This is a genomic window from Vibrio sp. 1-1(7) (genome assembly GCF_013048485.1).
Lineage (GTDB): Bacteria > Pseudomonadota > Gammaproteobacteria > Enterobacterales > Vibrionaceae > Vibrio > Vibrio fujianensis.
This window is the reverse complement of sequence record NZ_VHSP01000001.1, coordinates 209,898-234,686: the sequence shown is the minus strand read 5'-3', so window position 1 is coordinate 234,686 and position 24,789 is coordinate 209,898. Positions and strand designations below refer to the sequence as shown.

Annotated in this window: 22 protein-coding genes and 2 pseudogenes; 3 read left to right on the top strand and 21 right to left on the bottom strand. The window is 43.6% G+C overall.

Features of this window, described 5'->3' with window-relative positions; all coding sequences use genetic code 11:
* Nucleotides 1-43: 43 nt before the first annotated feature.
* The 17 genes and pseudogenes from ccmB to sixA form a co-directional block, all read right to left on the bottom strand.
* Complete coding sequence (ccmB, locus tag FKN05_RS01200) at nt 44-712, bottom strand: heme exporter protein CcmB (RefSeq protein WP_099611463.1); 669 nt, start codon at nt 710-712, stop codon at nt 44-46.
* Nucleotides 700-1,332 carry a cytochrome c biogenesis heme-transporting ATPase CcmA gene (gene ccmA, locus FKN05_RS01195; RefSeq protein ID WP_099611464.1) on the bottom strand — a complete coding sequence of 211 codons (633 nt, stop codon included), beginning with the start codon at nt 1,330-1,332 and terminating at the stop codon, nt 700-702. Before ccmA ends, ccmB begins: the two co-directional genes overlap by 13 nt.
* 264 nt (nt 1,333-1,596) lie before the next feature.
* Nucleotides 1,597-2,085: a DUF2802 domain-containing protein gene (locus FKN05_RS01190; RefSeq protein WP_099611465.1), complete on the bottom strand. Its 489-nt coding sequence runs from the start codon at nt 2,083-2,085 to the stop codon at nt 1,597-1,599.
* The gene (locus tag FKN05_RS01185) at nt 2,085-2,570 is read right to left on the bottom strand and encodes a chemotaxis protein CheW (RefSeq protein ID WP_099611466.1); all 486 of its coding nucleotides are present in this window, start codon (nt 2,568-2,570) and stop codon (nt 2,085-2,087) included. The genes FKN05_RS01190 and FKN05_RS01185 overlap by 1 nt, the downstream gene beginning before the upstream one ends.
* A gap of 39 nt (nt 2,571-2,609) precedes the next feature.
* On the bottom strand, nt 2,610-3,095 hold the full coding sequence (locus FKN05_RS16875) for a chemotaxis protein CheW (RefSeq protein ID WP_524540892.1): 486 nt from the start codon (nt 3,093-3,095) through the stop codon (nt 2,610-2,612).
* 150 nt (nt 3,096-3,245) lie between these two features.
* Nucleotides 3,246-3,605: pseudogene (locus FKN05_RS16870) on the bottom strand (chemotaxis protein CheW); the annotation flags it as partial.
* Nucleotides 3,598-4,374 carry a ParA family protein gene (locus tag FKN05_RS01175; RefSeq protein WP_170886641.1) on the bottom strand — a complete coding sequence of 259 codons (777 nt, stop codon included), beginning with the start codon at nt 4,372-4,374 and terminating at the stop codon, nt 3,598-3,600. The gene FKN05_RS01175 and the pseudogene FKN05_RS16870, both read right to left, overlap by 8 nt.
* 9 nt (nt 4,375-4,383) lie before the next feature.
* Nucleotides 4,384-5,499: a protein-glutamate methylesterase/protein-glutamine glutaminase gene (cheB, locus tag FKN05_RS01170; RefSeq protein ID WP_170886639.1), complete on the bottom strand. Its 1,116-nt coding sequence runs from the start codon at nt 5,497-5,499 to the stop codon at nt 4,384-4,386.
* Nucleotides 5,500-5,531: 32 nt separating this feature from the next.
* Nucleotides 5,532-7,853 carry a chemotaxis protein CheA gene (locus FKN05_RS01165; RefSeq protein WP_099611468.1) on the bottom strand — a complete coding sequence of 774 codons (2,322 nt, stop codon included), beginning with the start codon at nt 7,851-7,853 and terminating at the stop codon, nt 5,532-5,534.
* Nucleotides 7,854-7,862: 9 nt separating this feature from the next.
* Nucleotides 7,863-8,582: a protein phosphatase CheZ gene (locus FKN05_RS01160; RefSeq protein WP_099611469.1), complete on the bottom strand. Its 720-nt coding sequence runs from the start codon at nt 8,580-8,582 to the stop codon at nt 7,863-7,865.
* Nucleotides 8,583-8,713: 131 nt separating this feature from the next.
* Complete coding sequence (gene cheY / locus FKN05_RS01155) at nt 8,714-9,082, bottom strand: chemotaxis response regulator CheY (RefSeq protein ID WP_078925277.1); 369 nt, start codon at nt 9,080-9,082, stop codon at nt 8,714-8,716.
* Nucleotides 9,083-9,127: 45 nt separating this feature from the next.
* Nucleotides 9,128-9,862: an RNA polymerase sigma factor FliA gene (locus FKN05_RS01150; RefSeq protein WP_099611470.1), complete on the bottom strand. Its 735-nt coding sequence runs from the start codon at nt 9,860-9,862 to the stop codon at nt 9,128-9,130.
* A complete protein-coding gene (locus FKN05_RS01145) occupies nt 9,855-10,742 on the bottom strand; it encodes a MinD/ParA family protein (protein ID WP_161427355.1) in 888 nt (295 codons plus the stop codon). The genes FKN05_RS01150 and FKN05_RS01145 overlap by 8 nt, the downstream gene beginning before the upstream one ends.
* A 13-nt stretch (nt 10,743-10,755) precedes the next feature.
* Nucleotides 10,756-11,835 (bottom strand): flagellar biosynthesis GTPase FlhF, encoded by a 1,080-nt coding sequence (gene flhF, locus FKN05_RS01140; RefSeq protein WP_524540891.1) that lies wholly within the window; start codon nt 11,833-11,835, stop codon nt 10,756-10,758.
* Nucleotides 11,821-12,237: pseudogene (locus tag FKN05_RS16865) on the bottom strand (flagellar biosynthesis protein FlhF); the annotation flags it as partial. The pseudogene FKN05_RS16865 and the gene flhF, both read right to left, overlap by 15 nt.
* 30 nt (nt 12,238-12,267) lie before the next feature.
* A complete protein-coding gene (flhA, locus tag FKN05_RS01135; RefSeq protein WP_170886633.1) occupies nt 12,268-14,361 on the bottom strand; it encodes a flagellar biosynthesis protein FlhA in 2,094 nt (697 codons plus the stop codon).
* Nucleotides 14,362-14,565: 204 nt separating this feature from the next.
* Nucleotides 14,566-15,033, bottom strand: a complete 468-nt coding sequence (gene sixA / locus FKN05_RS01130; RefSeq protein WP_170886631.1) for a phosphohistidine phosphatase SixA — start codon at nt 15,031-15,033, stop codon at nt 14,566-14,568.
* A 356-nt stretch (nt 15,034-15,389) separates the two neighbouring features.
* Here sixA and FKN05_RS01125 point away from each other — a divergent pair, with 356 nt between their 5' ends.
* Nucleotides 15,390-18,167 carry an insulinase family protein gene (locus tag FKN05_RS01125; RefSeq protein ID WP_170886629.1) on the top strand — a complete coding sequence of 926 codons (2,778 nt, stop codon included), beginning with the start codon at nt 15,390-15,392 and terminating at the stop codon, nt 18,165-18,167.
* On the opposite strand, the gene FKN05_RS01120 is transcribed toward FKN05_RS01125, so the two are convergent.
* A complete protein-coding gene (locus FKN05_RS01120) occupies nt 18,164-18,757 on the bottom strand; it encodes a VOC family protein (protein ID WP_099611476.1) in 594 nt (197 codons plus the stop codon). The two genes, FKN05_RS01125 and FKN05_RS01120, sit on opposite strands and share 4 nt — an antisense overlap.
* Nucleotides 18,758-18,965: 208 nt before the next feature.
* On the opposite strand from FKN05_RS01120, the gene argS reads away from it, so the two are divergent.
* The gene (argS, locus tag FKN05_RS01115) at nt 18,966-20,699 is read left to right on the top strand and encodes an arginine--tRNA ligase (protein ID WP_170886628.1); all 1,734 of its coding nucleotides are present in this window, start codon (nt 18,966-18,968) and stop codon (nt 20,697-20,699) included.
* A 130-nt stretch (nt 20,700-20,829) separates the two neighbouring features.
* Nucleotides 20,830-21,261, top strand: a complete 432-nt coding sequence (locus FKN05_RS01110) for an HIT family protein (RefSeq protein WP_099611478.1) — start codon at nt 20,830-20,832, stop codon at nt 21,259-21,261.
* Nucleotides 21,262-21,399: 138 nt separating this feature from the next.
* On the opposite strand, the gene FKN05_RS01105 is transcribed toward FKN05_RS01110, so the two are convergent.
* From FKN05_RS01105 to FKN05_RS01095, 3 genes are read right to left on the bottom strand one after another with little or no spacing between them, the layout of a single operon-like run.
* The gene (locus tag FKN05_RS01105; RefSeq protein ID WP_099611479.1) at nt 21,400-21,630 is read right to left on the bottom strand and encodes a FeoC-like transcriptional regulator; all 231 of its coding nucleotides are present in this window, start codon (nt 21,628-21,630) and stop codon (nt 21,400-21,402) included.
* Entirely contained in the window at nt 21,627-23,897 is a 2,271-nt protein-coding gene (gene feoB, locus FKN05_RS01100; RefSeq protein ID WP_170886626.1) for a Fe(2+) transporter permease subunit FeoB, read from the bottom strand. The genes FKN05_RS01105 and feoB overlap by 4 nt, the downstream gene beginning before the upstream one ends.
* Nucleotides 23,897-24,124, bottom strand: a complete 228-nt coding sequence (locus tag FKN05_RS01095; protein WP_099611480.1) for a FeoA family protein — start codon at nt 24,122-24,124, stop codon at nt 23,897-23,899. Before FKN05_RS01095 ends, feoB begins: the two co-directional genes overlap by 1 nt.
* Between the last annotated feature and the right edge of the window lie 665 nt (nt 24,125-24,789).

The window sequence follows — 24,789 nt, the reverse complement described above, 5'->3', positions numbered from 1 at the left end:
CTTTTTGTTCAGATTATTATTCACTTAATCGGAATCAAACCGACTAATGCACACTAATTCGTAAAGCCGCACTGATGGCTAATGGCGTTAAGGTTATTGCCCCCATAAGCATCGCGCCTAAAATAGCCAATTGCCCAGCATATGGTATACCCAAGGCTGCAGCATCAATTGCTGATGTGGCAAAAATTAAAATCGGAATATACAGCGGTAGTACCAATAAACTGAGCAATACACCACCTTTTTGTAGCCCCACGGTTAACGCAACACCAATGGCTCCCACAAAACTTAATGTTGGCGTGCCCAAGGTCAGTGTACAAACCGCGGCCAACCAGGTATTGAAGTCTAACGCTAGCAATATAGCAAGCAGAGGGCTGATCAAAATAAGAGGAACACCGGTTAATAACCAGTGTGCGAACACTTTGGCTATGACGACGACAGAAAGAGGCGTTGGCATTAGCATCATTTGCTCTAATGCACCATCTTGAAAATCGTCACGTAACAATCGCTCTAGTGACAGTAGTGCCGATAACAGAGCAGCAACCCAAAGAATACCGGAAGAGATTCGAGATAAAAGTACCGGATCTGGGCCAATACTGAGCGGAAAGAGCGTTATCACAATAATAAAAAACCACAGAGGATTAACAATATCAGCCTGACGACGATAGGCAATCAGCAGCTCTCGACGAACAATTGTGATCATCAACGAGAACATGACTCCACTCCCAGTTTAATTTTTCTCAATTTCGCATTATCAGTAAACATGTCCTGATGGGTCGTTAACATAATCATGCCTCCAACCTCTGTATGACGTAAGAAAAGTTGTTCCAGAACCCAAACACCCTGTTTATCGATAGCAGTTAACGGCTCATCTAAAACCCACAGTAAGTGCTCACTTAACCAGAGACGAGCCAAAGCAACTCGACGCTGCTGTCCTGCAGACAACTGAGCAACAGGAACTTCTTCAACCCCTACCAGCCCAACTTTGGCTAAGGCTTGATACAACGGCTGATCCTCGCAAGTACTGTTGCTCACCTTTTGATAAAAACGCAGGTTTTCTAACGGAGTCAATTCACGTTTAATCCCCGTTTGATGACCAAGAAAAAGGAGATCGCGGTGAAAACTTTCGCGGTCTTGCGCGATATTCTCTCCCTTCCAGAGTATCTGACCAGCATCAAGGTTACCCAGCCCGGTAATCATCCTCAGCAACGTAGTTTTACCCGTACCATTTCGACCTTCAACCTGAACCAGCTCACCCGCTTGAATGTTAAAAGACAATTCTTCAAAGAGCACTCGATCATCTCGAATTGCCGTGAGATTTTTTGCTTCCAGCATGAGCTTCTATATCAATATGTTGGGTCGACCATATTAACACAGCCATAAAAAGACAAAATAGAATAAGGGTATTCTGGGTCACGAAAACAAATAAGAAATTGTTAATTTTTTGGTAAGAAAAGGTAAATTAACCCTTTGGTTTTATATGGGTATACAGACCTGATAGGGCGAAAAAAAGAAAGAACTCGATGCGACTCTCTCTAAATAGCGAAAAATAAAAAAAGGAAGCTCTAACACTTCCTTAATCAAAAGAGGGAACTTATTTTAGCGTTTTTTTCCAGTTGGATAAGGCGGTTTTCTATCTGGATCACTAGTCAGTGGTGGGACGGCCTCTTTGCCTGTTAACTTTTTTTGCAATGAAAGCATCAACTCAGCTTCAGCCTTAGGCAATTCACATTCCTCAATCAGCTCATTAATGTCGGCACCAAGCTTTGCCATTTTACTAGCACGACTATACAAGCGAGCATCAGTATCCGCGTTTTCTAACTGCTTAAGGCGCTCACTGAGATGAGCAATCATCTCTTGCTGTTCTGTCACTCGTTGCCCAAGCCCAATAGCGGCTGAACGTATTTCTAACAGCTGTTTGGTCGATTTTTGTAGCGATTTATCTAAGCTACGAGCCTGCTGACGAAAATAATCAGCTTGGCGAATCAGCTTTCGATGCAATGCCACTAGGCAAAATATGAGTAATAGTGCTACCAATAACCCGCCTCCAGCTAAAACAGGAGGCGTTAAATCGAAAAAATCACCCATTATAAATGAGCCATTTCATCCCATTCTTCTTCTGACAACAGCTTGTTCAGATCAACTAAAATCAGTAGCTTGCCATCGCGATTGCTAACACCTTGAATAAATTTAGAACTTTCATCAGTGCCAACACTCGGTGTGGTATCAATTTCAGAAGAACGCAGGTAAACGACTTCGGCAACACTATCGACCAAGATACCAATAACTTGGCGCTCTGATTCAATAACGATGATACGTGTATTATCGGTAATTTCACCAGACATCAGACCAAAACGTGAACGAGTGTCGATCACGGTAACCACGTTTCCACGTAGGTTGATAATACCCAGTACATAATCTGGTGATCCGGGAACTGGGGCAATTTCGGTGTAACGCAAAACTTCACGCACTTGCATCACATTAATGCCATAGGTCTCTTCTTCCAATTGAAATGTCACCCACTGAAGCACTTCATCGTTTGAGTGTTCTTTTCTCACTTTTACTTCAGACATACCGTTTCCTCTCTAAGTCGTTACCGACAAATATATAAATTATTTATCGAGTGCTTTGACATCAAGCCCTGCATTAAGCATAGCGATTAATGCTTGAACATGAATCAACGCACACATTTTTTCTTTAACCATTCCCGCAAGCCAAGGACGTTTGCCCACCTGCTCCCGCCAACGGACTTTATCACTACTTAGCCATTCTGTTCCTAATAGTTTGCTACAAGCAAGCCCCCACATACTTTCATCTAACATAACAATGTATTGATACCCTTCTTTATATGAATCATCGTGTAACTTTTCAGCCATGACCCATTTTGCCGTATCAACCACATCTAACTGATGCTCTCGACTCGTTTGTAGCCCTAGATACCATGGTGGACGACCAATTAAATGATTCAGTGTCGCTTTGCGATGAATACCACCCAGCTCATCAAGCGGAACAGCAAAAGTGACACCATTAACTTCAAAGTAAAGTACTTGGAAATTCGCTTCACGAACTGGGCAGTTCCAATGACCAATGGGTGACACTTCAGCTTGTGCTGTATCATCAGCTTGCGACTCTACTTCTTCAGTATGGTGGCTAGCGACCGCTTCTGCCACTTCAGGTTGCACCTGTTGTTGCGCTTCTTTAACAACCTCAACTGTAATGGGGGCAACCTCTTGTTGATAAGGTTCGATTTCCCATTCTTGAATTTCTTCTGTTACGAGAGGCTGCGGAATCGACTGAGCTATTTGCTGCGTGTTTTGCTCTAAAATATCGTCAATACCGAGTTCATCCACTGGATTACTGGTTTCTAACTGACTCAGTAATCGTTCTACATCCTCTAAGTTGGGTAATTCAAATTCAACTAAAGTTTGATCAACATAGTCAACCTCACTTTCCACTTTAAGCGCAGGAGCAGGTTGAGGCTCAAGTGATGGTTGGATTACCGGAGAATCCAATGTTGCTTGAGAACTCTGATCATCAAGCTCTTCTGCTAATAACGCAGTAAAGTAATCTTCTAAAGCTTGTTCACTGGATAATAATGGGCTACTCATTGATGGCTAGCCTCTCTAAAAACAACAGCAGTTGTTTATAGGCAAAGACACCACGACAGCCTTCTGCAAAGTGGGAAACGGGCAAGCGTTTTAAGCTGGCATCTCTGAATTTTGTATCAATTGGTACCGCTGAAGTCCAAACTTGCTCGGGATAGTCTTTTTTTAATTGATTAAGTGTCTGTAATGAAGCACGAGTCCGTTTATCATACATCGTAGGTACAATGGTCACTTTAAACTCACGACTACGAGACTTTTGCATAATAGCTAAAGTACGAACCATGCGTTCAAGCCCTTTCATTGCCAGAAACTCGGTTTGCACTGGTATTAAAATACGATCACTAGCAGCCAAAGCATTGACCATCATCACACCGAGGATAGGAGGGCAATCAATTAAGACGTAATCATAACTGGCACGCAAAGCGAGTAATGCGCGTTTAAGAATAAGCCCCATACCACTGCGATTGCCCATAACACGATCCAGCGTCGCTAAAGACATATGAGCGGGGATAAGATCGATGCCTTCAATATCCGTTTGTAAAATCAGCGGCTCAACACTTTGCTCGGTAAAATCACGTAATTGAAAAAGATCAAATAAACTCGCCGGTATCGCATCAGAATCATAACCTAGATACGTTGTTAACGACGCATGGGGATCGGTATCCACCAACAACACACGTTTGCCTTGTTTACTCAGTAGGCCCGCGAGGGTGATAGTCGTTGTCGTCTTACCGACGCCTCCTTTTTGGTTCGCAACGCTCCAAACAATCATGATGCTTCCTTAATTCAGACCGACTTCAACCAACATCCGCTCAGCAATACGTTCGAGAGGAAGATCTTCCGATGAAATCCCAGCTTTCGCTACCGCTTGAGGCATTCCATATACTACGCAACTCTCTTCATCTTGCGCCCAAATCGTGGCACCAACGGCTTTTAGCATGCGAGCGCCTTCTCGTCCATCAGCCCCCATTCCAGTCAGCACCATAGATAGCACTTTATCACCAAATATTTTCGAGGCAGAGCCAAAAGTGATATCAACACAAGGCTTATAATTCATTCTCTCACCGCCATCAATAATACGAAGGCGTGCTGCCCCGGGGCGACCATCGATCATCATCTGTTTGCCACCCGGCGCAAGATAGGCAACACCGGGACGTAACATATCCCCATCTTCTGCTTCTTTGACTTCAATTTTGCACAATGAATTAAGGCGACTGGCAAAGGCTGCGGTAAACGTCGCTGGCATATGCTGAATGAGTACGATGGGATGCGGGTAATTCGCTGGTAACTTAGTCAGAATTTTTTGTAATGCAACCGGCCCACCTGTCGATGTTCCGATCGCGGTTAACTGATATTTTTTCCCCGATGCTTTAAAACGAGCAACAGGCGCAGCCTGACGACTCGCAGCACTCGAATTCGAGGTCGAAGGCGAGACCTGACGTGTCGAACCACTTGATGTCACAGGCGATTTTGCAAGCAGGCTACGACGCATAAACGTTCTCTTGCCTGCAATATCCATCACTTTTTGCTGAAGTAGTGAGACGGCTTCATCTCGATTACGAGCAATATCTTCAAATTTTTTCGGGAGAAAATCGAGAGCCCCCGCATCTAACGCATCTAACGTCGCTTTCGCTCCATCATGCGTGAGTGAGGAAAACATCAAAATTGGGGTGGGATTATTCGCCATAATCTCACGTACAGCCGTGATACCATCCATAATGGGCATTTCAATGTCCATCGTGATGACATCAGGTTTTAAGCGCAAAGCTTTATCTACAGCTTCACGACCATTTGTTGCCACATCAATGACTTCTAAACGCGATTCGGCATTGATGATCTCACTCACTCGACGTCGAAAGAAGCTTGAATCATCAACAACTAATACTTTAATCGCCATAGTTATCCTTATTATTAAGTAGCGAAACGCTACTAAAAACGCGAGGCTGCCGCGTATTTTTTCAGTAAATCAGATATATCCAATATCAGCGCAATATGCCCATCACTGGTAATCGTCGCTCCGGCCATACCTGGTGTCCCCTGAAGCAGTTTATCGAGAGGTTTAATCACGACTTCTTCCTGCCCAATTAGAGTATCCACCACAAAGCCGACGCGTTGATTACCTATCTGTACGATAACAACATGCCCATGCCCTTTACGGGCTTCAACCATGCCAGCTTGTGGGGCTAACCAATTTTGCAAATAGAAAAGGGGAATTGATTTATCACGAACAATAATGGTTAATTGGCCATCAACCACGTTCGTACGACTTAAATCAAGATGGAATATTTCATTCACACTCGCTAGAGGCAAAGCAAAAGGATGCCCAGCAACACCTACCATTAAGGTGGGTAGAATTGCTAACGTGAGGGGAACTTTGATGGTAATTTTGGTGCCTTTACCCAGTTCTGAATCTATATCAATCGAACCATTTAACGTATTAATTGCCGTTTTAACCACATCCATCCCAACACCACGGCCTGAGATATCTGAAATTTTCTCTTTACTTGAGAAGCCAGGCATAAAGATAAGGTTAAAGCATTCTTTATTGGTTAAGCGAGAAGCGGCATCTTCGTCCATCATGCCACGTTTCACGGCAATCGCTCTCAATTTATCGGGGTCCATACCCCCACCATCATCGACGATAGCAAGCTCAATATGATCCCCCTCTTGGGAAGCAGATAAAATGACTTTACCGGTGCGCGGTTTGCCAGATGCCACTCGATCATCGGGCATTTCTATACCATGATCGACTGAATTACGAACCAAGTGAATCAGAGGATCGGCCAATGCCTCAACTAGGTTTTTATCTAGATCGGTTTCTTCACCGCGTAATTCCAACACGATATCTTTTTTAAGTGTTCGAGCTAAATCACGGACGACACGAGGAAAGCGACCAAATACTTTTTTAATCGGTTGCATGCGAGTTTTCATCACCGCACCCTGTAGATCTGCCGTGACAACATCTAAATTCGAAACCGCTTTAGACATTTCTTCATCATTACTATTTAGTCCCAAGCTCAATAAACGGTTTCGAACTAAAACCAGTTCACCAACCATATTCATAATGGTATCGAGCGTGGATGTATCAACTCGAACTGTGGCCTCAACCTGTTGTTGTGGTTTTTTCACCGGACTCGCCGCTGTCGTAACTTCACGTTTTTCAGCAGTAGGGGTCGCTTTTACAGGAGAAGTCACAGCCGACGAAGCAGCTTTTTCCACAGGCGTTTGGGCTGCAGTTTTTTCCACAGGTGGTTGGGCTGCAGTTTTGCTATCTGTCGTTTGACTTACGCTCGTTGATGATTGGCTGATCGCGCTAGCAGGCTTTGTCGCCATTTCAAGTTCATCGATAGAAGGCCCTTTACCTGAGCCGTGTAACTCATCTAATAAGCGTTCAAACTCTTCATCTGTCATCAAATCACTATCGGAACTAAAACTGGAGCTTGCCGCTGGATTTGTTGATGTTTTATCTGGCGTTGATGAAGCAGATGTCTCATGCACAGAAGGCCCCTTGCCTTGGCCGTGTAACTCATCGAGCAGTTTTTCAAATTCATCATCGGTGATATCACCACTTGAAGAATCACTGTTTGAAGAACTACTAGTCGGTGCTGAAGGACTTGGCTCAGTGCTTGCAGAGGCTGTATTCGTTTCTGCACCCGGAGCTCGCCCTTTACCATGCAGTTCGTCGAGCAGTTTTTCAAACTCATCTTCACTGATATCATCAATCGAACCACTGCTCGTAGTATGTTCAGTGGATGCCGTACTTTCTGTACTTGCAGGAGTTTCAACCACAGGCTCATCGATTACTGCTTCAATTTCAGCCGCAGGAGGCGTTTGTTGATCAGCAGAAGGCTCATCTTCAGACTCTGGTTTACATAGCGCGTGTAACTCTTCAATTAATTGAGGATCAGCGGGTTGCACTGGTTCACGATTTTGTACCGCTTGAAATTGTTCATTGACCGTATCAAGGGCACGCAGCATGGTATCCATCAAACTCGCAGTGACGCTTCTCTGCCCATTCCGTAAGTAGTCAAACACATTTTCTGCGCCATGACAGGTTTCAACTAACTCGGTTAACGCTAAGAAACCCGCACCACCTTTTACCGTATGAAAACCTCGGAAAATAGCATTAAGAAGGTCTCGATCTTGTGGATTATTTTCTAATTCCACTAACTGCTCTGATAGCAGCTCTAAAATCTCACCGGCTTCAACCAAAAAGTCTTGAAGAATATCTTCGTCTAAATCGTAGCTCATACGTTACCCCTAAAATCCAAGACTCGACAGTAAATCATCGACTTCGTCTTGAGATGAAACTGCATCAATGCGCTCATGAGGGTTTAAAATCGGTCCTTCAGGTTCGCAAATTGCTTTTTCAACGTTTTCTGATTGTTGTTGTAATTGATTCTTGCCAAATACGGTCAAAATATCCACTAAACGACCTTCGACTTCGTTCACTAATGTGATCACGCGTCGGATGATTTGCCCCGTTAAATCTTGGAAGTCTTGCGCCATTAAGATCTCGGTAAGTTGCCCACGTAGTTCGCAGCTATCACCTTCGACTTGAGACAGGAGATCGTCGATACGATGACAAAGGGCTTTAAACTCACTCAGTTCGATTCGACCTTGCATCAGTTGATTCCATTGAGGACGAATCACCAATAAGCTTTCATGAAGGTTGTCAGCCATCGGCATACAGCGCTCAACAGCATCCATGGTTTTATTGGCTGCAACTTCTGTTTTATCAATCACGTAATGCAGTCGATCACGCGCATCAGGGATTTCATCATTCGCAATCTGACTCATCCGTTCATCGACATGAAACTCCCGCATGGCATCATGTAGATCGCGAGTTAATACACCGATTTCCTGCAGCACAGGGTTTCCTTCAGATTCATAAATCTGTTTAACCAGTTGGTTGGCGCTACCTTGCTGCCCTGCCTCTAGCAGTTGAACGAGTTCTTTTGCTTGTTCTAATGAAATCATCCTGTTTTAGCCTTGCTCGCGTAATGAATCAAATACCGTTATCGCTAACAAATTTCTACTTATGCAGTCTATTCGTTTGGCATTCATAATGTTAGCCTTCATAGCTATTGCTACATTGATAAAAGTTAGCGTTATAAACGCTCAAAGATTTTCTCTAGCTTCTCTTTCAATGTAGCAGCCGTAAATGGTTTTACGATATAACCATTGACTCCAGCCTGTGCCGCTTCAATTATTTGTTCACGTTTTGCTTCTGCGGTAATCATTAACACTGGCAAGTGTTTCAGTTCTTCATCCGCACGAATATTCCTCAGTAAATCTATACCTTGCATACCCGGCATATTCCAGTCAGTGACGACGAAATCAAAACCACCTTTTTTAAGCATAGGCAACGCCGTCAACCCATCATCTGCTTCTTGCGTGTTATTGAAACCCAAATCACGAAGTAGGTTTTTAACGATACGGCGCATTGTTGAAAAATCATCAACAATAAGGATCTTCATGTTTTTATTCAAAATTGCCTCCACTGAGTTCAAAGTCAGTGATATTTAGTCGTTTTGTGTCCAGGAACTTAACTTGGTTCGCAGACGTTGCATGGATTGGCTCAGTATTTGGCTCACGCGGGACTCGCTCACGCCAATTACTTCACCGATTTCTTTCAAGTTTAGCTCTTCATCATAATAGAGCGAAAGTACTAAAGCTTCACGTTCAGGAAGCGATTTTATTGACGTAACCAATGCTTTACGAAAAGCTTCGTCAGCGACGCCCTGAAAAGGAGAATTATCTTCACCATCTTCTAACGGTGAAATAGCATCATCGGACACACCGAGATCTTCAATGCCGACAATTCGAGAACCATTAATATCATTGAGTGCACTATGATAGTGTTCGAGAGACATGGATAAATGTCGAGCAACTTCTGAATCTGTTGGATTTCGGCCTAACTCACCTTCGAGTATAGCAATCGCTTGGTTAATTTCTCGATTATGTTTATGTACAGAGCGTGGTACCCAGTCCCCACGTCGGATATCATCCAACATAGCGCCACGAATGCGAATGCCGGCATAGGTTTCAAAACTCGCTCCCTTACTTCCATCATAGTTTTTTTGTGCCTCAAGCAAGCCAACCATTCCAGCTTGGATTAAGTCTTCAATCAAAACACTCGGCGGTAAACGGCCAATTAAGTGATGAGCAATACGCTTGACCAATACCGCATATTGGTCCAGAAAAAGCTTCTGACTCGTCATATGTCCATATTGATCATAAGTAAGCGCTTTATTCACCAAAAGGTTCCCCTACTATTTCTGTTCGGTTTAATAACCGTTCCACAAAAAACTCTAAATGACCACTTGGCGTCCGAGGGATCGGCCAAGTTAAGGCTTTATTGGCCAATGAGCTAATTGCCAATGAGGCCGGTGAGCGTGGAAAGGCGTCGACAACGATTTTTTGCCTTTTTACAGCCTGACGTACATTATCATCTAACGGGATACATGCGACCAGTTCCAAGCTCACATTTAAGAATCGTTCGGTAACTAATGTTAATTTAGCAAACAATTCTCTTCCTTCACGATAGCTTCTCACCATGTTGGCGACAATTTTAAATCGCTGAACTTGGTGTTCTCTGCTTAAAAGTTTGATCAGCGCATATGCATCAGTGATTGATGTGGGCTCATCGCATACTACCACAACAACATCTTGTGCCGCACGCGAGAAGCTAACAACCATATCAGAAATTCCGGCTGCCGTATCAACAAGCAGAATATCCATTTCATCTTCTAAAGAACCAAACGCACGAATCAAACCAATGTGTTGGGCATGGGAAAGCTCCGTCATCGACTGAGTTCCAGATGTCGCCGGAATAATTTTTATTCCATGAGGCCCTTCAACAATGGAGTCTTTCAGCTCACATTCGCCAGCCAAAACGTGCCCTAGATTTTTTTTAGGACGAATCCCCAGCATTACATCGATATTTGCTAGACCTAAATCGGCGTCCAGTACCATGACTTTTTTCCCTTGGCGCGCCATACAGATGGCCATCCCAAGCGTCACGTTTGACTTACCCACTCCACCTTTCCCACCCGTGACAGCGATCACTTTGGTGACTGAAGGTTGAGTTAAACGGCGTAAGCCACTTGCTTGATCATATATCATATTATCCGTCATATCTGTCCGCCGCCTAGAATCTCTCTGAATCACTATTCCAGTAATGAGGTTCATTTTCTGTCGACTGCTCAAGTAACTCATTGGCTTTTGCTACCATATATTTAGGCTGAGCAATCACGATGTCTTCAGGAACACGCTGCCCATTAGCGATATAAGCAACCGGCAACGCGTTTTGAACGACAACACTGACAAATTCACCTAAGCTCAAACATTCATCAAGCTTAGTCATAATGCACCCAGAAAGAGGAATTCTTCTAAAGTGCTCGATGGTTTCTTGCAGAACCTTGCGCTGAGCTGTAGCGGGAAGCACTAAATAGCTATGAATCATTTCGCCGCTTTCTTGCATCAAAGTATCTAACTGCTCGGAAAGGCGTACATCACGTTGCCCCATTCCAGCTGTATCAACGAGAATTAATCGTCGATGACGTAACTGAGAGATTACATCGGCTAACTCTTTGGAATCTTTAGCAACTCTTACTGGGCATCCCATGATTCGGCCATAAATCGATAACTGCTCATGAGCCCCTATCCGATAAGTGTCTGTGGTAATCAAAGCCACATTATCGGAGCCATATTCCATCGCAGCACGAGCGGCCAGTTTTGCTACAGTGGTTGTTTTTCCAACGCCAGTAGGCCCTAGCAATGCAACCACACCTCCCCGTTTTAAAATATCTTTTTTGACCACGGGGATTTGATCTGAAACTAAGCCTAATAAGGCCTTCCAAGCTTTGGGAGGTGGTGTATCTTCGGGAATATAGCAGGCCAACTGATCAGCAAGATCCAGCGATAACCCCATCCGCTCTAAGCGTTTAATTAACATGGCACGCAACGGCTCTCGTCGCTCAACTTCTTGCCACATTAATCCTGAAACTTGGTGTTCTAGCAATCGACGAATGGAGTTCATCTCTTCTCGCATGATCTCGAGTTCATTCGGAGTAAGAGCAATGTCTTCACTTTGATTCTGCTCATAGCGAGTGGGGTCTAATCGAGCACGTTGCCGTGAGGCTGCACCTTTCTCATCGACGCCTTTTGAGAACATAGATTCATTGTTTTTTTGATAAGAAGAGGTTGAACTACGTTTTCGCTTAAGCAATGCCGTCAGTGAATCTTCAGTGTCTTGACGAGGTTCCGTTGTAGAGGTTTGGTGATGGCTATATTGTTTAAGCATGCTCGCAAAACGCTCAGTCATACCGTGGCCATTAGCCTGATTAGCTTGTTGTAAGCTGACCCGATCCTCTGCAAGCTCTCGGCTGGATTGTCGAGTCGGCGTTGAGGTTAATGAAGCAGATCGATTGCTATTCTGAGGCGGATTCGCACGATATTGCTTCGTAGCTAGCGACGTATTTGAGGCGGGTTCGCCATCCACAGCCGCCACTATTTCGACGCCACCTGCGACTTTTTTATTGGACATAATGACAGCATCCGCACCAAGTTCTTCTTTAACTTGTAGCAGAGCCATTCTCATGTCTTTGGCAAAAAATCGTTTAATTTTCAAAGCAGATATCCGTACTTTACGTTAAGGTGGTTAATTTCCCACCGCTTGTACAATTCGAATTTGTTTTTCATCTGGGATTTCTTGATAGGAAAGAACCCGCAAATTCGGGATTGTATTTTTGACAAACTTGGCCAAGGTCGAACGTAACACGCCAGACGTTAGCAACACAGCAGGTTCGCCTTTGAGCTCTTGCTCTTGGGTTGCTTGACTCAGTGCCATTTGTAAGCGTTCAGCTAAACCAGGTTCAATTCCCGCTGACTCACCTCCTGAGGCTTGCATAGTTTGATGCAATATCTGTTCCAGCTCAGGGACCAAAGTAATAACCGGCAATTCAGGCTCTATGCCGTTGATTTCCTGAACAATTAATCGTTTCAGTGAGATGCGCACTGCTGCGGTTAAAATGTCAGGTTCTTGACTCTTACTCGCGTACTCAGCCAAAGTCTGTACGATAGTACGAATATCTCGAATCGGAATCGCTTCGTTGAGCAGGTTTTGCAACACTTTTACCATAGTGCCAAGTGGCAGTTGATCAGGCACAAAGCCATCGACTAATCTTGGCGCTGTTCGGCCGAGCATTTCTAATAGATTTTGTACCTCTTCGTGGCCAAGTAACTGAGCGGCGTTATTGGTTAATAGCTGGCTAAGATGCGTCGCGAGAACCGTTGATGAATCAACCACGGTATAACCTAACGCTTGCGCGTGCTCTCGTTGCTCCTCTCTAATCCATATGGCTTCTAAACCAAATGCAGGATCATACGTTTGCTCACCATCAATCATGCCGTACACTTGTCCAGGGTTAATCGCTAACTCTTGATCAGGTCGAATTTCCGCTTCACCAACCGCAACCCCCATCAAGGTGATCCGATAGCTGTTCGGCGTCAATTCTAAATTGTCACGAATATGTACCGGAGGAATCAAAAAACCAAAGTCTTGCGAAAGCTTTTTTCGTACCCCTTTGACACGTTCCAGTAACTCGCCACCTTGGTCTCGGTCAACTAACGGTATTAAACGATAACCGACTTCTAAGCCAATGACATCAACAGGTTGTACATCATCCCAAGAGAGTTCTCGTGGCGTTGTTGCCTCTGATTGATTTTTTACCGGAACCTGTGAATCTTCTTTCGCTTTTGCTTGCTTACGTTGGAGCCAATAAGCGGCACCGCCCGCTACGGCAGCTAAACCTAAGAAAGAGAAATGTGGCATACCCGGGACAAGCCCCATTACACCTAGGATAGCAGCAGTAATCGTTAACGCTTTGGGGTTATCAAACAGTTGAAAAATGACCTGTTGCCCCATATCTTCATCGGTATTTTGACGCGTGACCATGATCGCAGCGCCAATCGAAAGCAACAATGAAGGAATTTGAGCCACCAAGCCATCACCAATGGTTAATAAAATGTATATTTCCATCGCCTGGCTAAAATTCAGATCATACTGAACCATACCGATGATAAGCCCGCCAACAATGTTAATAAATAAGATCAGAATACCAGCAATCGCATCCCCTTTAACAAATTTAGACGCACCGTCCATTGAGCCGTAAAAATCGGCCTCTTTGGTGACTTCAAAACGTCGAGTTCGCGCTTGTTCTTGATCGATCAAGCCTGCATTTAAATCAGCATCAATCGCCATCTGCTTACCGGGTAAGGCATCTAAGGTAAAGCGAGCGCTTACCTCCGAAATACGACCCGCACCTTTGGTTACGACCATAAAGTTAATGATCATCAGAATAAGAAAGACAACCAAACCAACGGCATAATTTCCGCCAATAACCACACTACCAAAGGCTTCAATAACGTTACCCGCCGCTCCGGCACCTTCATGACCATGCAGTAAAACAACTCGAGTTGAAGCCACGTTCAAGGCTAAACGTAGTAAGGTTGCAATCAATAGCACAGTCGGGAAGGCTGCAAAATCAAGCGGTCGTCGTGTATAAACAGTCACTAATAATACGACCATCGCGAGGGCAATGTTAAAGGTAAAAAATAAGTCGAGTAAAAAAGCGGGGATGGGTAATACCACCATCGCCAAAGTGGCCAAAACCATGATCGGCGCACCAACCGCTGGTAAGCTACGTTGAGGGATGTTGGGTAATTTATCCGCAAATGGCAGCGTAAATTTCATAGGCCTGCAGCAATAAGTTGAAATAGTTCACAAGGTAACGGTATGTTACCGCTTTATTTGCTATTTTTATGCAATTTTTAGTCCACTGAAAATCGTCAAAAATATGACTTCATACAACTCATCATTCGCAATGCCCCACTTTTCGATATAAAAAACTGCCAATAAGGGCAGTTTTTTATCACTTGCAATCTTATTTGCTATCAGTTACGGATGCACATTCCACTGAACTTGTCCCTGCTGAGACGATGACGAGTATTCAATACATATAATGCCGGAGGTTGGAAACATAGGCGCAGGCAGGTTAGCGACAAATTCCGCACTAAGGTAGGCCACCAAAGGAAGATGGGAGACGAGTAAAATACTCTCTAATTGCTCCGTTTCAATCAATGCTGCTAAGTAATCGAATACCGCCTCGGCTTGTCCATAAGGCGTAATATCGTCACAAGTTTCCACCCGAGTGGCAGAAAAATAGCATGAAATCGCTTGCCATGTTTGCTGGGCCCGTAAATAAGGACTCAACAACACCTTATCAAACTGATGCAGGTTTTGCTGCTCAGCACATACACGAGCAACCGCGATCGATTCATTACGACCCCGATCGGTTAACGCACGTTCTGCATCGCTTGCTGCATAGTGGTGAGCTTCACCATGGCGCATAATCACTATTTTCATTCTCTTTACCTAATCTACAGGATTGATGACGACTTATACTTTAAGCAATCAGAATCAGGTTTCTTCGCCAATTTAGGCACAATTAGCCACGATTATAGCAGCATAAAATACAAAGACCTCGATTGAGATAACAATCTGTTTAAAAGACTTTTCTATGTTCAAAATGCTCATTTGCTCAAAAAATTCATACTGCTCAATTGGCATCACCTGATTTCAGTCCCATACTAGTATCAGTTACCGTTCCAACGCGTAGTGTTGAGCTTTATTGTTATTTCTTGGTTATCATACAGCTCACGAATGAGATATTTTTGACACTCGATCGGCTCTTCCCTTCAATTATCAGTTCGGAGAAATTTGTGCATATTAGCCCTAATGATACCAATCGCTATCGCAATCTAACTTTAAAGAATGGTTTGCGGGTGCTGTTGATCCATGATGACCATGCACAAAAATCTGCCGCAGCTTTGGCGGTTAAAGTCGGACATTTTGATGATCCTATCGATCGGCAAGGGCTGGCACACTACTTAGAACACATGTTATTTCTTGGCACCCAAAAATACCCAAAGCCAGGTGATTTTCAAGCATTTATCAGTCAACATGGCGGCAGTAATAATGCTTGGACTGGGACAGAACATAGTTGCTTTTTCTTTGATATTTCAGCCAATCTATTTGAAAAAGCACTGGATCGATTTAGCCAGTTTTTTATTGCCCCTCTATTTAATGCTGAGGCTTTGGATAAAGAACGCCAAGCCGTCGATTCTGAATTTAAGCTAAAGCTAAATGATGACTCGCGTCGCCTGTATCAAGTGCAAAAAGAAACGATCAATCCAGCGCATCCGTTTGCTAAATTTTCGGTGGGAAACCTAACAACCTTAGCCGATCGGCAAGGGGGCTCGATCCGCGACGAAATCATCACTTTTTATCAAAACCACTACTCTGCTGATATTATGACTCTCACGCTGTTAGGCCCACAGCCACTGGATGAGCTAGAAACATGGGTGATAGATAAATTCAGCAATATCATCAATAAACAGCAAGCCAATAAAAGAATTGAGCCTCCGTTCGTTACTGAAGAGCACACTGGCCTTTTGATTTATGTTGAACCGCTAAAAGAAATTCGCAAACTCATCTTAAGCTTTCCCATGCCCAGTACCGACGCTTATTATCAGCGCAAACCTCTTTCTTATCTTGCTCATTTATTAGGCTATGAAGGCAAAGGCAGTTTGTTAATCGCGCTTAAAGCACAAGATTGGATCACATCGCTTTCTGCTGGAGGGGGAACCAGTGGCAGTAATTATCGTGAGTTTTCCATCAGTTGTACATTAACAGAACAGGGTTTGGCACATATTGAAGAGATTATCCAAGCTGTGTTTCAAACGATAGAGCTCATTTGTCAACAAGGGCTTAATGAATGGCGATATATGGAAAAAAGAGCGGTTCTTGAAGCCGCATTTCGTTTTCAAGAAAATGCTCGGCCTTTAGATATAGTGAGCCACCTCGTCATTAATATGCAGCATTACGCCTCCGCAGATATCATCTATGGTGACTACATGATGCAAGCTTATGATGAAACTCTGTTGCGGAAGATTTTAACGTATTTAACACCTAAAAATTTACGTGCCACTTTAGTCGCTCAAGGTTTACATTACCATCGTAAAGCTCAATGGTATAACACCCCATACTCGGTCCAAAAATGGAACGCACAGCAACTCAAACAATGGGATTCACCCGGTAATCGCTGGCCATTGCATTTACCACCCAAAAATATTTTCATTTGCGAACAGTTAGAACCCAAACCTTTAGAGTCTTGCTCTCAGCAACCACAAATCATACAAGAATTACCCGGTTTTCGTTTATGGCATCTGCAAGAAACCGAATTCAGGGTGCCTAAAGGGGTTATTTATATCGCGATTGATAGCCCACATTCGGTTGCAAATATTCGTAATATTGTCATGACTCGTTTATGTGTAGAGATGTTTCTTGAAGGCTTAGCACAAGAAACCTATCAAGCTGAAATTGCTGGAATGAGCTACAACATGTACGCTCATCAAGGTGGCGTTACCTTGTCATTGTCCGGCTTTAGCCAAAAACAGCCGCAACTGATGAAAATGATTTTAGATAAATTTGCGACACGTCAGTTCAATGAACATCGTTTTCAAACGGTTAAACACCAATTACAACGAAACTGGCGCAATGCGGCACATGATCGTCCAATATCACAACTATTTAATGCGTTGACAGGCTTATTACAACCAAACAATCCTCCCTATAGTGAACTCCTGACTGCGCTAGAAACGATTGAACGTCAAGAACTGGCACCTTTTGTCGAACAAATTCTCACTCAACTCCATGTCGAGATGTTTGTCTACGGCGATTGGCAACAGCAAGATGCACAAGCGATGGCTGAAGTGCTCAAAGATGCCTTAAGAGTGAAAGACCAATCTTATCAGGAATCACTGCGACCATTGGTTATGCTTGGGGAGAGTGGGACATTCCAATACGGTATGAATTGCAATCAAGATGATTCAGCGATCGTAGTGTACTATCAATCTCAACAAGTCACTCCGCGAACGATAGCGCTTTATTCTCTAGCTAATCATTTAATGTCAGCCACATTCTTTCATGAAATACGCACCAAGCAGCAACTCGGTTATATGGTCGGTACTGGAAATATGCCCCTCAATCGTCACCCTGGCATTGTTTTGTATGTCCAATCTCCCAATGCTGCGCCTGCTGAATTGATCCGTTCGATTGATGAATTTCTCAATGCCTTTTACATGGTGTTACTGGAATTAAATGAATATCAATGGCACAGCAGTAAACGGGGGTTATGGAATCAGATTGCCGCTCCGGATACGACATTAAGAAGTAAAGCACAGCGCTTATGGGTTGCCATTGGCAATAAAGATCAAACATTTGATCAGCGAGAACAAGTACTGGAAGAGCTCAAGCAACTTCAACGCTCAGATATGATCCGTTTTATTGTCAAAACGCTGAAACCAAGAACCGCCAATCGCTTAATTATGCATACTCAAGGTAATGCACATCGCGAGCATCCGTCACTGACACTTGGAGAAAATATTGAATCAGTCACACAATTTCAGCGTCGCCCGAAAGCATACGATTTAGGTTAGCATTCTGATTGAATAATCGACATTAAGCGATGAGGATGCAATTTTATACAAACACCTTGCCATTTAAACGCCAAGGTAGGATTACTCAGGCGCTCCCCCTTTCCTTGAGGCGAAGAAAGTTTGGTTTTAATCCCCAATTCAGTCAATTGCTGCCACTGCTTCGCCAATGATGGAAATTGGCGCAAAATATCTTGTTGATATGCCTCTGCACTTTCAGCTAAAGATGGAACAACAAACTCGACGTGTTCCCATCCTTGCTGAGGATAGACCTTTCCCTTGGCCGGATAAGGTAGCTCTAAGCAATCAATTGACCAACCTTGACTGCGCAAAGGCTGGCTTAAGGAAAACACTATAATGGGCCGCCCATGAATTTCAGCCTCAGAAACAACACTTCCTTGCGCCAACCATGCTTGATGTGCCGCTTCGGCTAATGACCAGTCATTGATTCTCAATGCAATGTGATCCAATAAAAAGGGCGAGAGATCGATCTGTAAATGCTGACAAAGCTGCTGAACTTTGAGCATGAAATCATGTAATTGATTTTTCATTTGCTGAGGATGAAGGGCAGATTCCATCAATGCACAACACATATTGGTCACCTAAAAAACAAATTTACCTACCATGCTACCAACATTACATTGGAAAGTGGAAAAATTCCTAATTTTCACTCTATAAGCGATTTCATAATATTGTTATTATGTCCGCTAATTTATGAACAAGATCAAGATATGCATTCACACCTTTTTTGTGTGACATTAATGCATACCTCACCAATTCTCGGAATTGAAGGACACGCGTGTGAATATTCAAGCACTGATTAATGATAAAGTCTCTCAGGCTCTTGAAGCCGCTGGCGCTCCGGCAGGGACTCCTGCTGCGGTACGCCAATCCGCAAAACCACAATTTGGCGACTATCAAGCAAATGGCGTGATGGGCGCGGCCAAAAAACTCGGCATGAATCCTCGAGAGTTCGCACAAAAAGTTCTAGACGTTCTGGATTTAGACGGTATTGCGAGCAAAACTGAAATCGCTGGCCCAGGTTTTATTAATATTTTCCTGTGTGAGTCATTTCTTGCACAGCAAGCAGAACTGGCTTTAGTCGATGCCGCTTTAGGCGTGACCCAAGACACTCCAAAAACCATTGTGGTTGACTATTCGGCTCCCAACGTTGCTAAAGAAATGCACGTAGGGCACTTGCGCTCTACGATTATTGGTGATGCTGTCGTCCGTACCCTTGAGTTTCTCGGCCATAACGTGATTCGGGCTAACCATATTGGTGACTGGGGCACGCAGTTTGGTATGCTCATCGCTAACCTTGAGCGAGTCCAACAGCAATCTGGCGAAGTCTCCATGGAGTTGGCTGATCTTGAAGCGTTCTACCGTGAATCCAAAAAGCTGTACGATGAAGATGAAGCATTTGCTGAAAAAGCGCGTAACTATGTGGTAAAACTACAAAGCGGTGATGCATTTTGCTTAGACATGTGGAAAAAACTGGTCGACGTGACCATGATCCAAAATCAACGTAACTATGACCGCCTGAACGTTTCCCTCACTCGTGATAATGTGATGGGTGAAAGCATGTATAACGATATGCTGGCTGGCATTGTTGCCGACCTCAAACAAAAAGGATTAGCGCAAGAGGATGATGGCGCACAAGTGGTCTTTTTAGATGAGTTTAAAAACAAAGATGGTGAGCCTATGGGCGTCATTATCCAAAAACGCGACGGTGGATTCCTCTATACCACCACCGATATTGCCTGTGCTAAATATCGCTATGAGCAATTAGGAGCTGATCGCGTTTTATATTTTATTGATTCACGTCAGCATCAACACTTGATGCAAGCTTGGACCATCGTTCGTAAAGCGGGGTATGTACCCGAAACGGTCAGCCTTGAGCACCATGCCTTTGGGATGATGCTAGGAAAAGACGGTCGGCCATTTAAAACTCGTGCCGGTGGAACCGTTCGTCTCGCTTCACTTTTAGATGAAGCAGAAGATCGCGCATTAGCCTTAATTGAAGCAAAAAATCCAGAGCTTTCTAACGAAGAAAAAGCACAAATATCCACCACTGTTGCGATGGCAGCCGTGAAGTACGCCGACTTGTCAAAGCATCGTACCACCGATTACATCTTTGACTGGGATAATATGCTCGCCTTTGAAGGCAATACCGCGCCTTATATGCAGTATGCTTATACTCGAGTAGCCTCTATTTTCGCTAAAGCAGGCGTTGCGATGGAGAATCTCACTGGCAAAATCATCGTGAGTGAGGAAAAAGAAAAAGCCTTGATCGCTAAATTGCTTCAGTTTGAAGAAGCCGTTCAAGCCGTGGCTCGTGAAGGTCAGCCACATATAATGTGTAGCTACTTATTCGAATTGGCGGGTCAATTTTCTAGCTTCTATGAAGCATGCCCAATTTTGGTTGCCCATGAAGAAGCAATTAAACAAAGCCGCTTAAAATTGGCCGCCCTCACGGCTAAAACCATTAAACAAGGTTTAGATCTGTTAGGTATTGAGACGTTAGAGCGGATGTAATCGCTACGCTTTAGAGAAAAAGGTTGGTCATATGGCCAACTTTTTTTTATTTATGCAGCGAAACACGGTGACAGATCTTTTTAAGTATTAGCGATATACTCTTATTATTCAGCGTTTATGGATTCGAGATATGACATTTAAACTCCACCCTCAGCTAGAACAAGATACTGATATTATTGGTCAATTTCCTCTCTGCCTTGCTTTGCTTCATAAAGATTCAGCCGCACCTTGGGTGATATTGGTGCCCCAAAAAAACCAACTCAAAGAACTCCACCACTTATCAATGCAAGAGCAACAGCAATTCTTACTTGAATCACAAGCCATCAGCCAAGCGCTCGAAGCCCTGTTCCAACCAGATAAACTCAACTTAGGTGCGTTGGGTAATATTGTTCCTCAATTGCATGTTCACCATATTGCTCGTTTTGCCACAGACTGTGCTTGGCCTGGACCGATTTGGGGCAATACCCAAGGCATACAGCGTAGCAGTCAAGAACAACATCACATGTTACAAAAATTACGGGCCATTTTATCCTTGAGCACGCTGTTCTCACCTGAACGGTAAATGAATAAAGCGCCACATCATCTAAGATATTTAGGTCTAATCATAAAAAAAGAGCCGCTTATAGCGACTCTTTTTTTACTCATCGAAATCGAAACCACTAAACGAGACAACCTGTTGACAGGTCAGTAGTCGCTTCAATCACATCGTTACCGTAAGTGGCAAACCGTTCTCACGAGTCAGACAGTAACGAACACGGGTGACATAATTTGCAGCATTAGTATCAATCAAACGAGTAATCACTCCTTTTTTGACCCAGACGGCAAGCATTGCATCGACACCATCTTCGCTCAAAGCAAAACGATGGGCGAGATCTTTGCGGGTCGCCGATCCTTGCTGTTCAATTGTTTGCTTTAGCTCAGATAAAATCATGCCAGTTGTACCTCAAGTGTCTGATGTTTACGCCCCAGACGTTTCATATAGTGGAACACCAAAACGGACGTCAACACAATTCCCAAAATCCAACCCCCACTACTCACTGGATGATCATTGAAATGGGCAGCCTGGTAAAACAGTGCCGCCGCTCCATAAGCGAGCCCCATCGTCCAGACAGCAATAAAGCGGGCATATTTTGCACCAAATTCTCGTACATAAGCCCCCATTGCAGCCACACATGGGGTATACAACAAAATGAATATTAAGTACGAGAATGCAGCATAGCTACTGACAAAATAGTTTTGTAGATTACCAAAAATAGAGGCATCCACTTCTTGTTCTTCAGCGATCGCATCATTATCCGTAAGATCTCCAACTTCAATACCTAATGGATCCGCAAAATTAAGCCCCATTAAGTTTTCAGGAATAGACATTAGCGCTTCTTGCAAACTGGCAAGTAAATCAAATTCGGCATCTTCTTCATCAACAGAGCTATAGAGGTTATTTAACGTTCCAACAACCGCTTCTTTGGCAAAGATACCAGTAATAATACCGACTGTTGCTGGCCAGTTATCTTGATTAATCCCAATCGGGGCAAATATCGGTGTGACCACTTGAGCTGCACTGGATAAGACGGATTTATCACTATCTTCATTGCCAAAACTACCGTCTGTACCTAACGAGTTAAAGAAACTGAGAATGGTAACCACAATAACGATGGTTTTTCCCGCTCCCAAGACAAAACGTTTCAATTTCTGCCATGTCTTGATCAACACATTTTGTAAAGTAGGTAGCTCATAATCTGGCATTTCCATCAGCAGACTATCACTTGAACCTGGATATAGAGTTTTCTTTAATACCCATCCGGTAAATACCGCTGCAACAATCCCCAAAAGATAAAGTGCAAATACAATATTTTGTCCATTTTCAGGAAAGAAAGCCGCCGCAAAAAGCGCATAGACAGGCAAACGTGCGCCACAAGACATAAAGGGGGCCATCGATGCCGCTAATTTCCGCTCTCGTTCTTGATCTAAGGTTCGAGTGGCCATAATGGCTGGCACATTACACCCAAATCCCAACACTAATGGGACAAATGCTTTCCCAGGTAGCCCTATTTTTTGCATGACTTTATCGAGTACAAATGCCGCACGCGACATATAACCCGAACTTTCAAGCAGCGCAAGAAAGAGATACAGGCAAGCAATTACCGGAATAAAGGTAGCAACGGTTTGAATCCCACCACCTAATCCATCCGCTAATAATGTTACTAGCCAAATAGGAAGATGTTCATCAAACAAATAATGGCCACCATCAACGAATAATGCCCCAACACCAATATCAAAGAAATCAATAAAGGCACTGCCAATATTGATCGAGAACATAAACATCAGATACATCACTGCGAAAAAGAATGGAACACCGACCCATTTATTTAAGATGACCTTATCGACTTTTTCGGTAAAGCTATGGCTCAGTTTTCCTTCACTACGACGGACTTGTTGACAGCAGTGATGCAGAAATGTGTATTTCACATCGGCGACATGTAAATCAATATCCAGTTCACATTTTAATTGCTCACGATTAATTAACTGACGCTCTTCTTCTATACGCTCATTAATCACCAGTAAATCATTCTCTAAAGCTCGAATTGCTAAAGCTCGAGCTGACACTTCTTGTGCAGAAAAAATCGGCTCTAACTCGGCAATGGCCTGCTCAAACGTTGCACCATAATCCAGTTCTAACTGTTTTAGTGCGATACCTTGAAGCATTTTTTTATGCAACTGCTCTTTAAAACGTTGTACCTGATGTTTATTATTCGCCGACAAGGCTAACACCGGGCAACCCAGCATTTGCTCTAATTTTTTGCTATCAATAGTTTGGCGTGCTCTTTTTAACGCATCCATTTTATTAAGCACAACCACCATAGGACGACCTAACTCGCGTAACTGTAATGTCATGTAAAGGCTACGCTCTAAGCAGGTCACATCAACAACATTAATGATCAAATCTGCCGGGTGCGTTAGTACGGCTCGTGAAGCGATGGACTCATCAATACTATTGCTATCATTCCCGCTATCTAAGGCGTAAATACCGGGTAAATCGGTCACTTGAAACTGGTTGCCTGCATGACTATAACGGCCGGTTTTCTTTTCAACCGTCACCCCTGCCCAGTTACCCACTTGCTGTTTAGCACCGGTTAGACCATTAAATAGTGTGGTTTTCCCACTATTTGGATTACCGACAGTTAAAACTTGATATACCATTACGCTTTCTCCACTTCCACTGCTGAAGCAATGCTTTCTCGAACGGCAATAGACACGCCCCTGACTTGAATCTGAAGTGGATCGCCCATCGGAGCTCGACGGATTAATGTTACTTGGGTATTGGGCAATAAACCCATTACCATCAATTTTTTACGAATATCTAACGATAATTCGTTCAACGCTACGATGAGACCTGACTCACCGACTTTTAATTCTGATAGTTTCATTGGTCGCCACACAAACCGCATTGTAAATGAGAAGGATTTTTATTTCTAACCAGAATAATACGCCGACAAATCCTGTTAGTCATTGTGTGAAATCAAAGATTGCGTAAATTTTCTCGTTACTTTCGCTAAAACCCCCTCCGTTAAAAACGTCAAATTATTTATCAATCTTATCAAACTGATCAGACCACGAAATGACCGCTGAAAAGAAAGTAATAAAAAACCTTTAAAAACAAATAGATACAGTTAAATTAAATTAATGTCGCTTTTATCAGGTGATATTGTCGTTAATTTTATAAGTAAAAAAAGTCAGCTTGGTTATAGTGATTTTGTCAACGGGGATTGTCCCCATCGATAGAACTCCAGAGGTGATATGGCACTGCACATATCACTCCGGCAGCAAGCGAAGGTGTCATTGACGCCCGTGGTATAGTCCCCCCGGCTATACCACGATCTTTTTTTATCATGTCTCATCTATCCACTTTGTCGACACAATCCCCCACCCTAAGGTAAACGAGATACCATTGTTAATGATCTGGTTGTTAATGATCTATATCCAAACAACTTGGAGTTGCAGGTAGGCGGCAAGTGAGTGAATCCCCAATCACATAGACAGGCCTATGTGATTGGGGTGAAAGAACGTAGCCCCCCCCTGCAGCTTCAAGTAG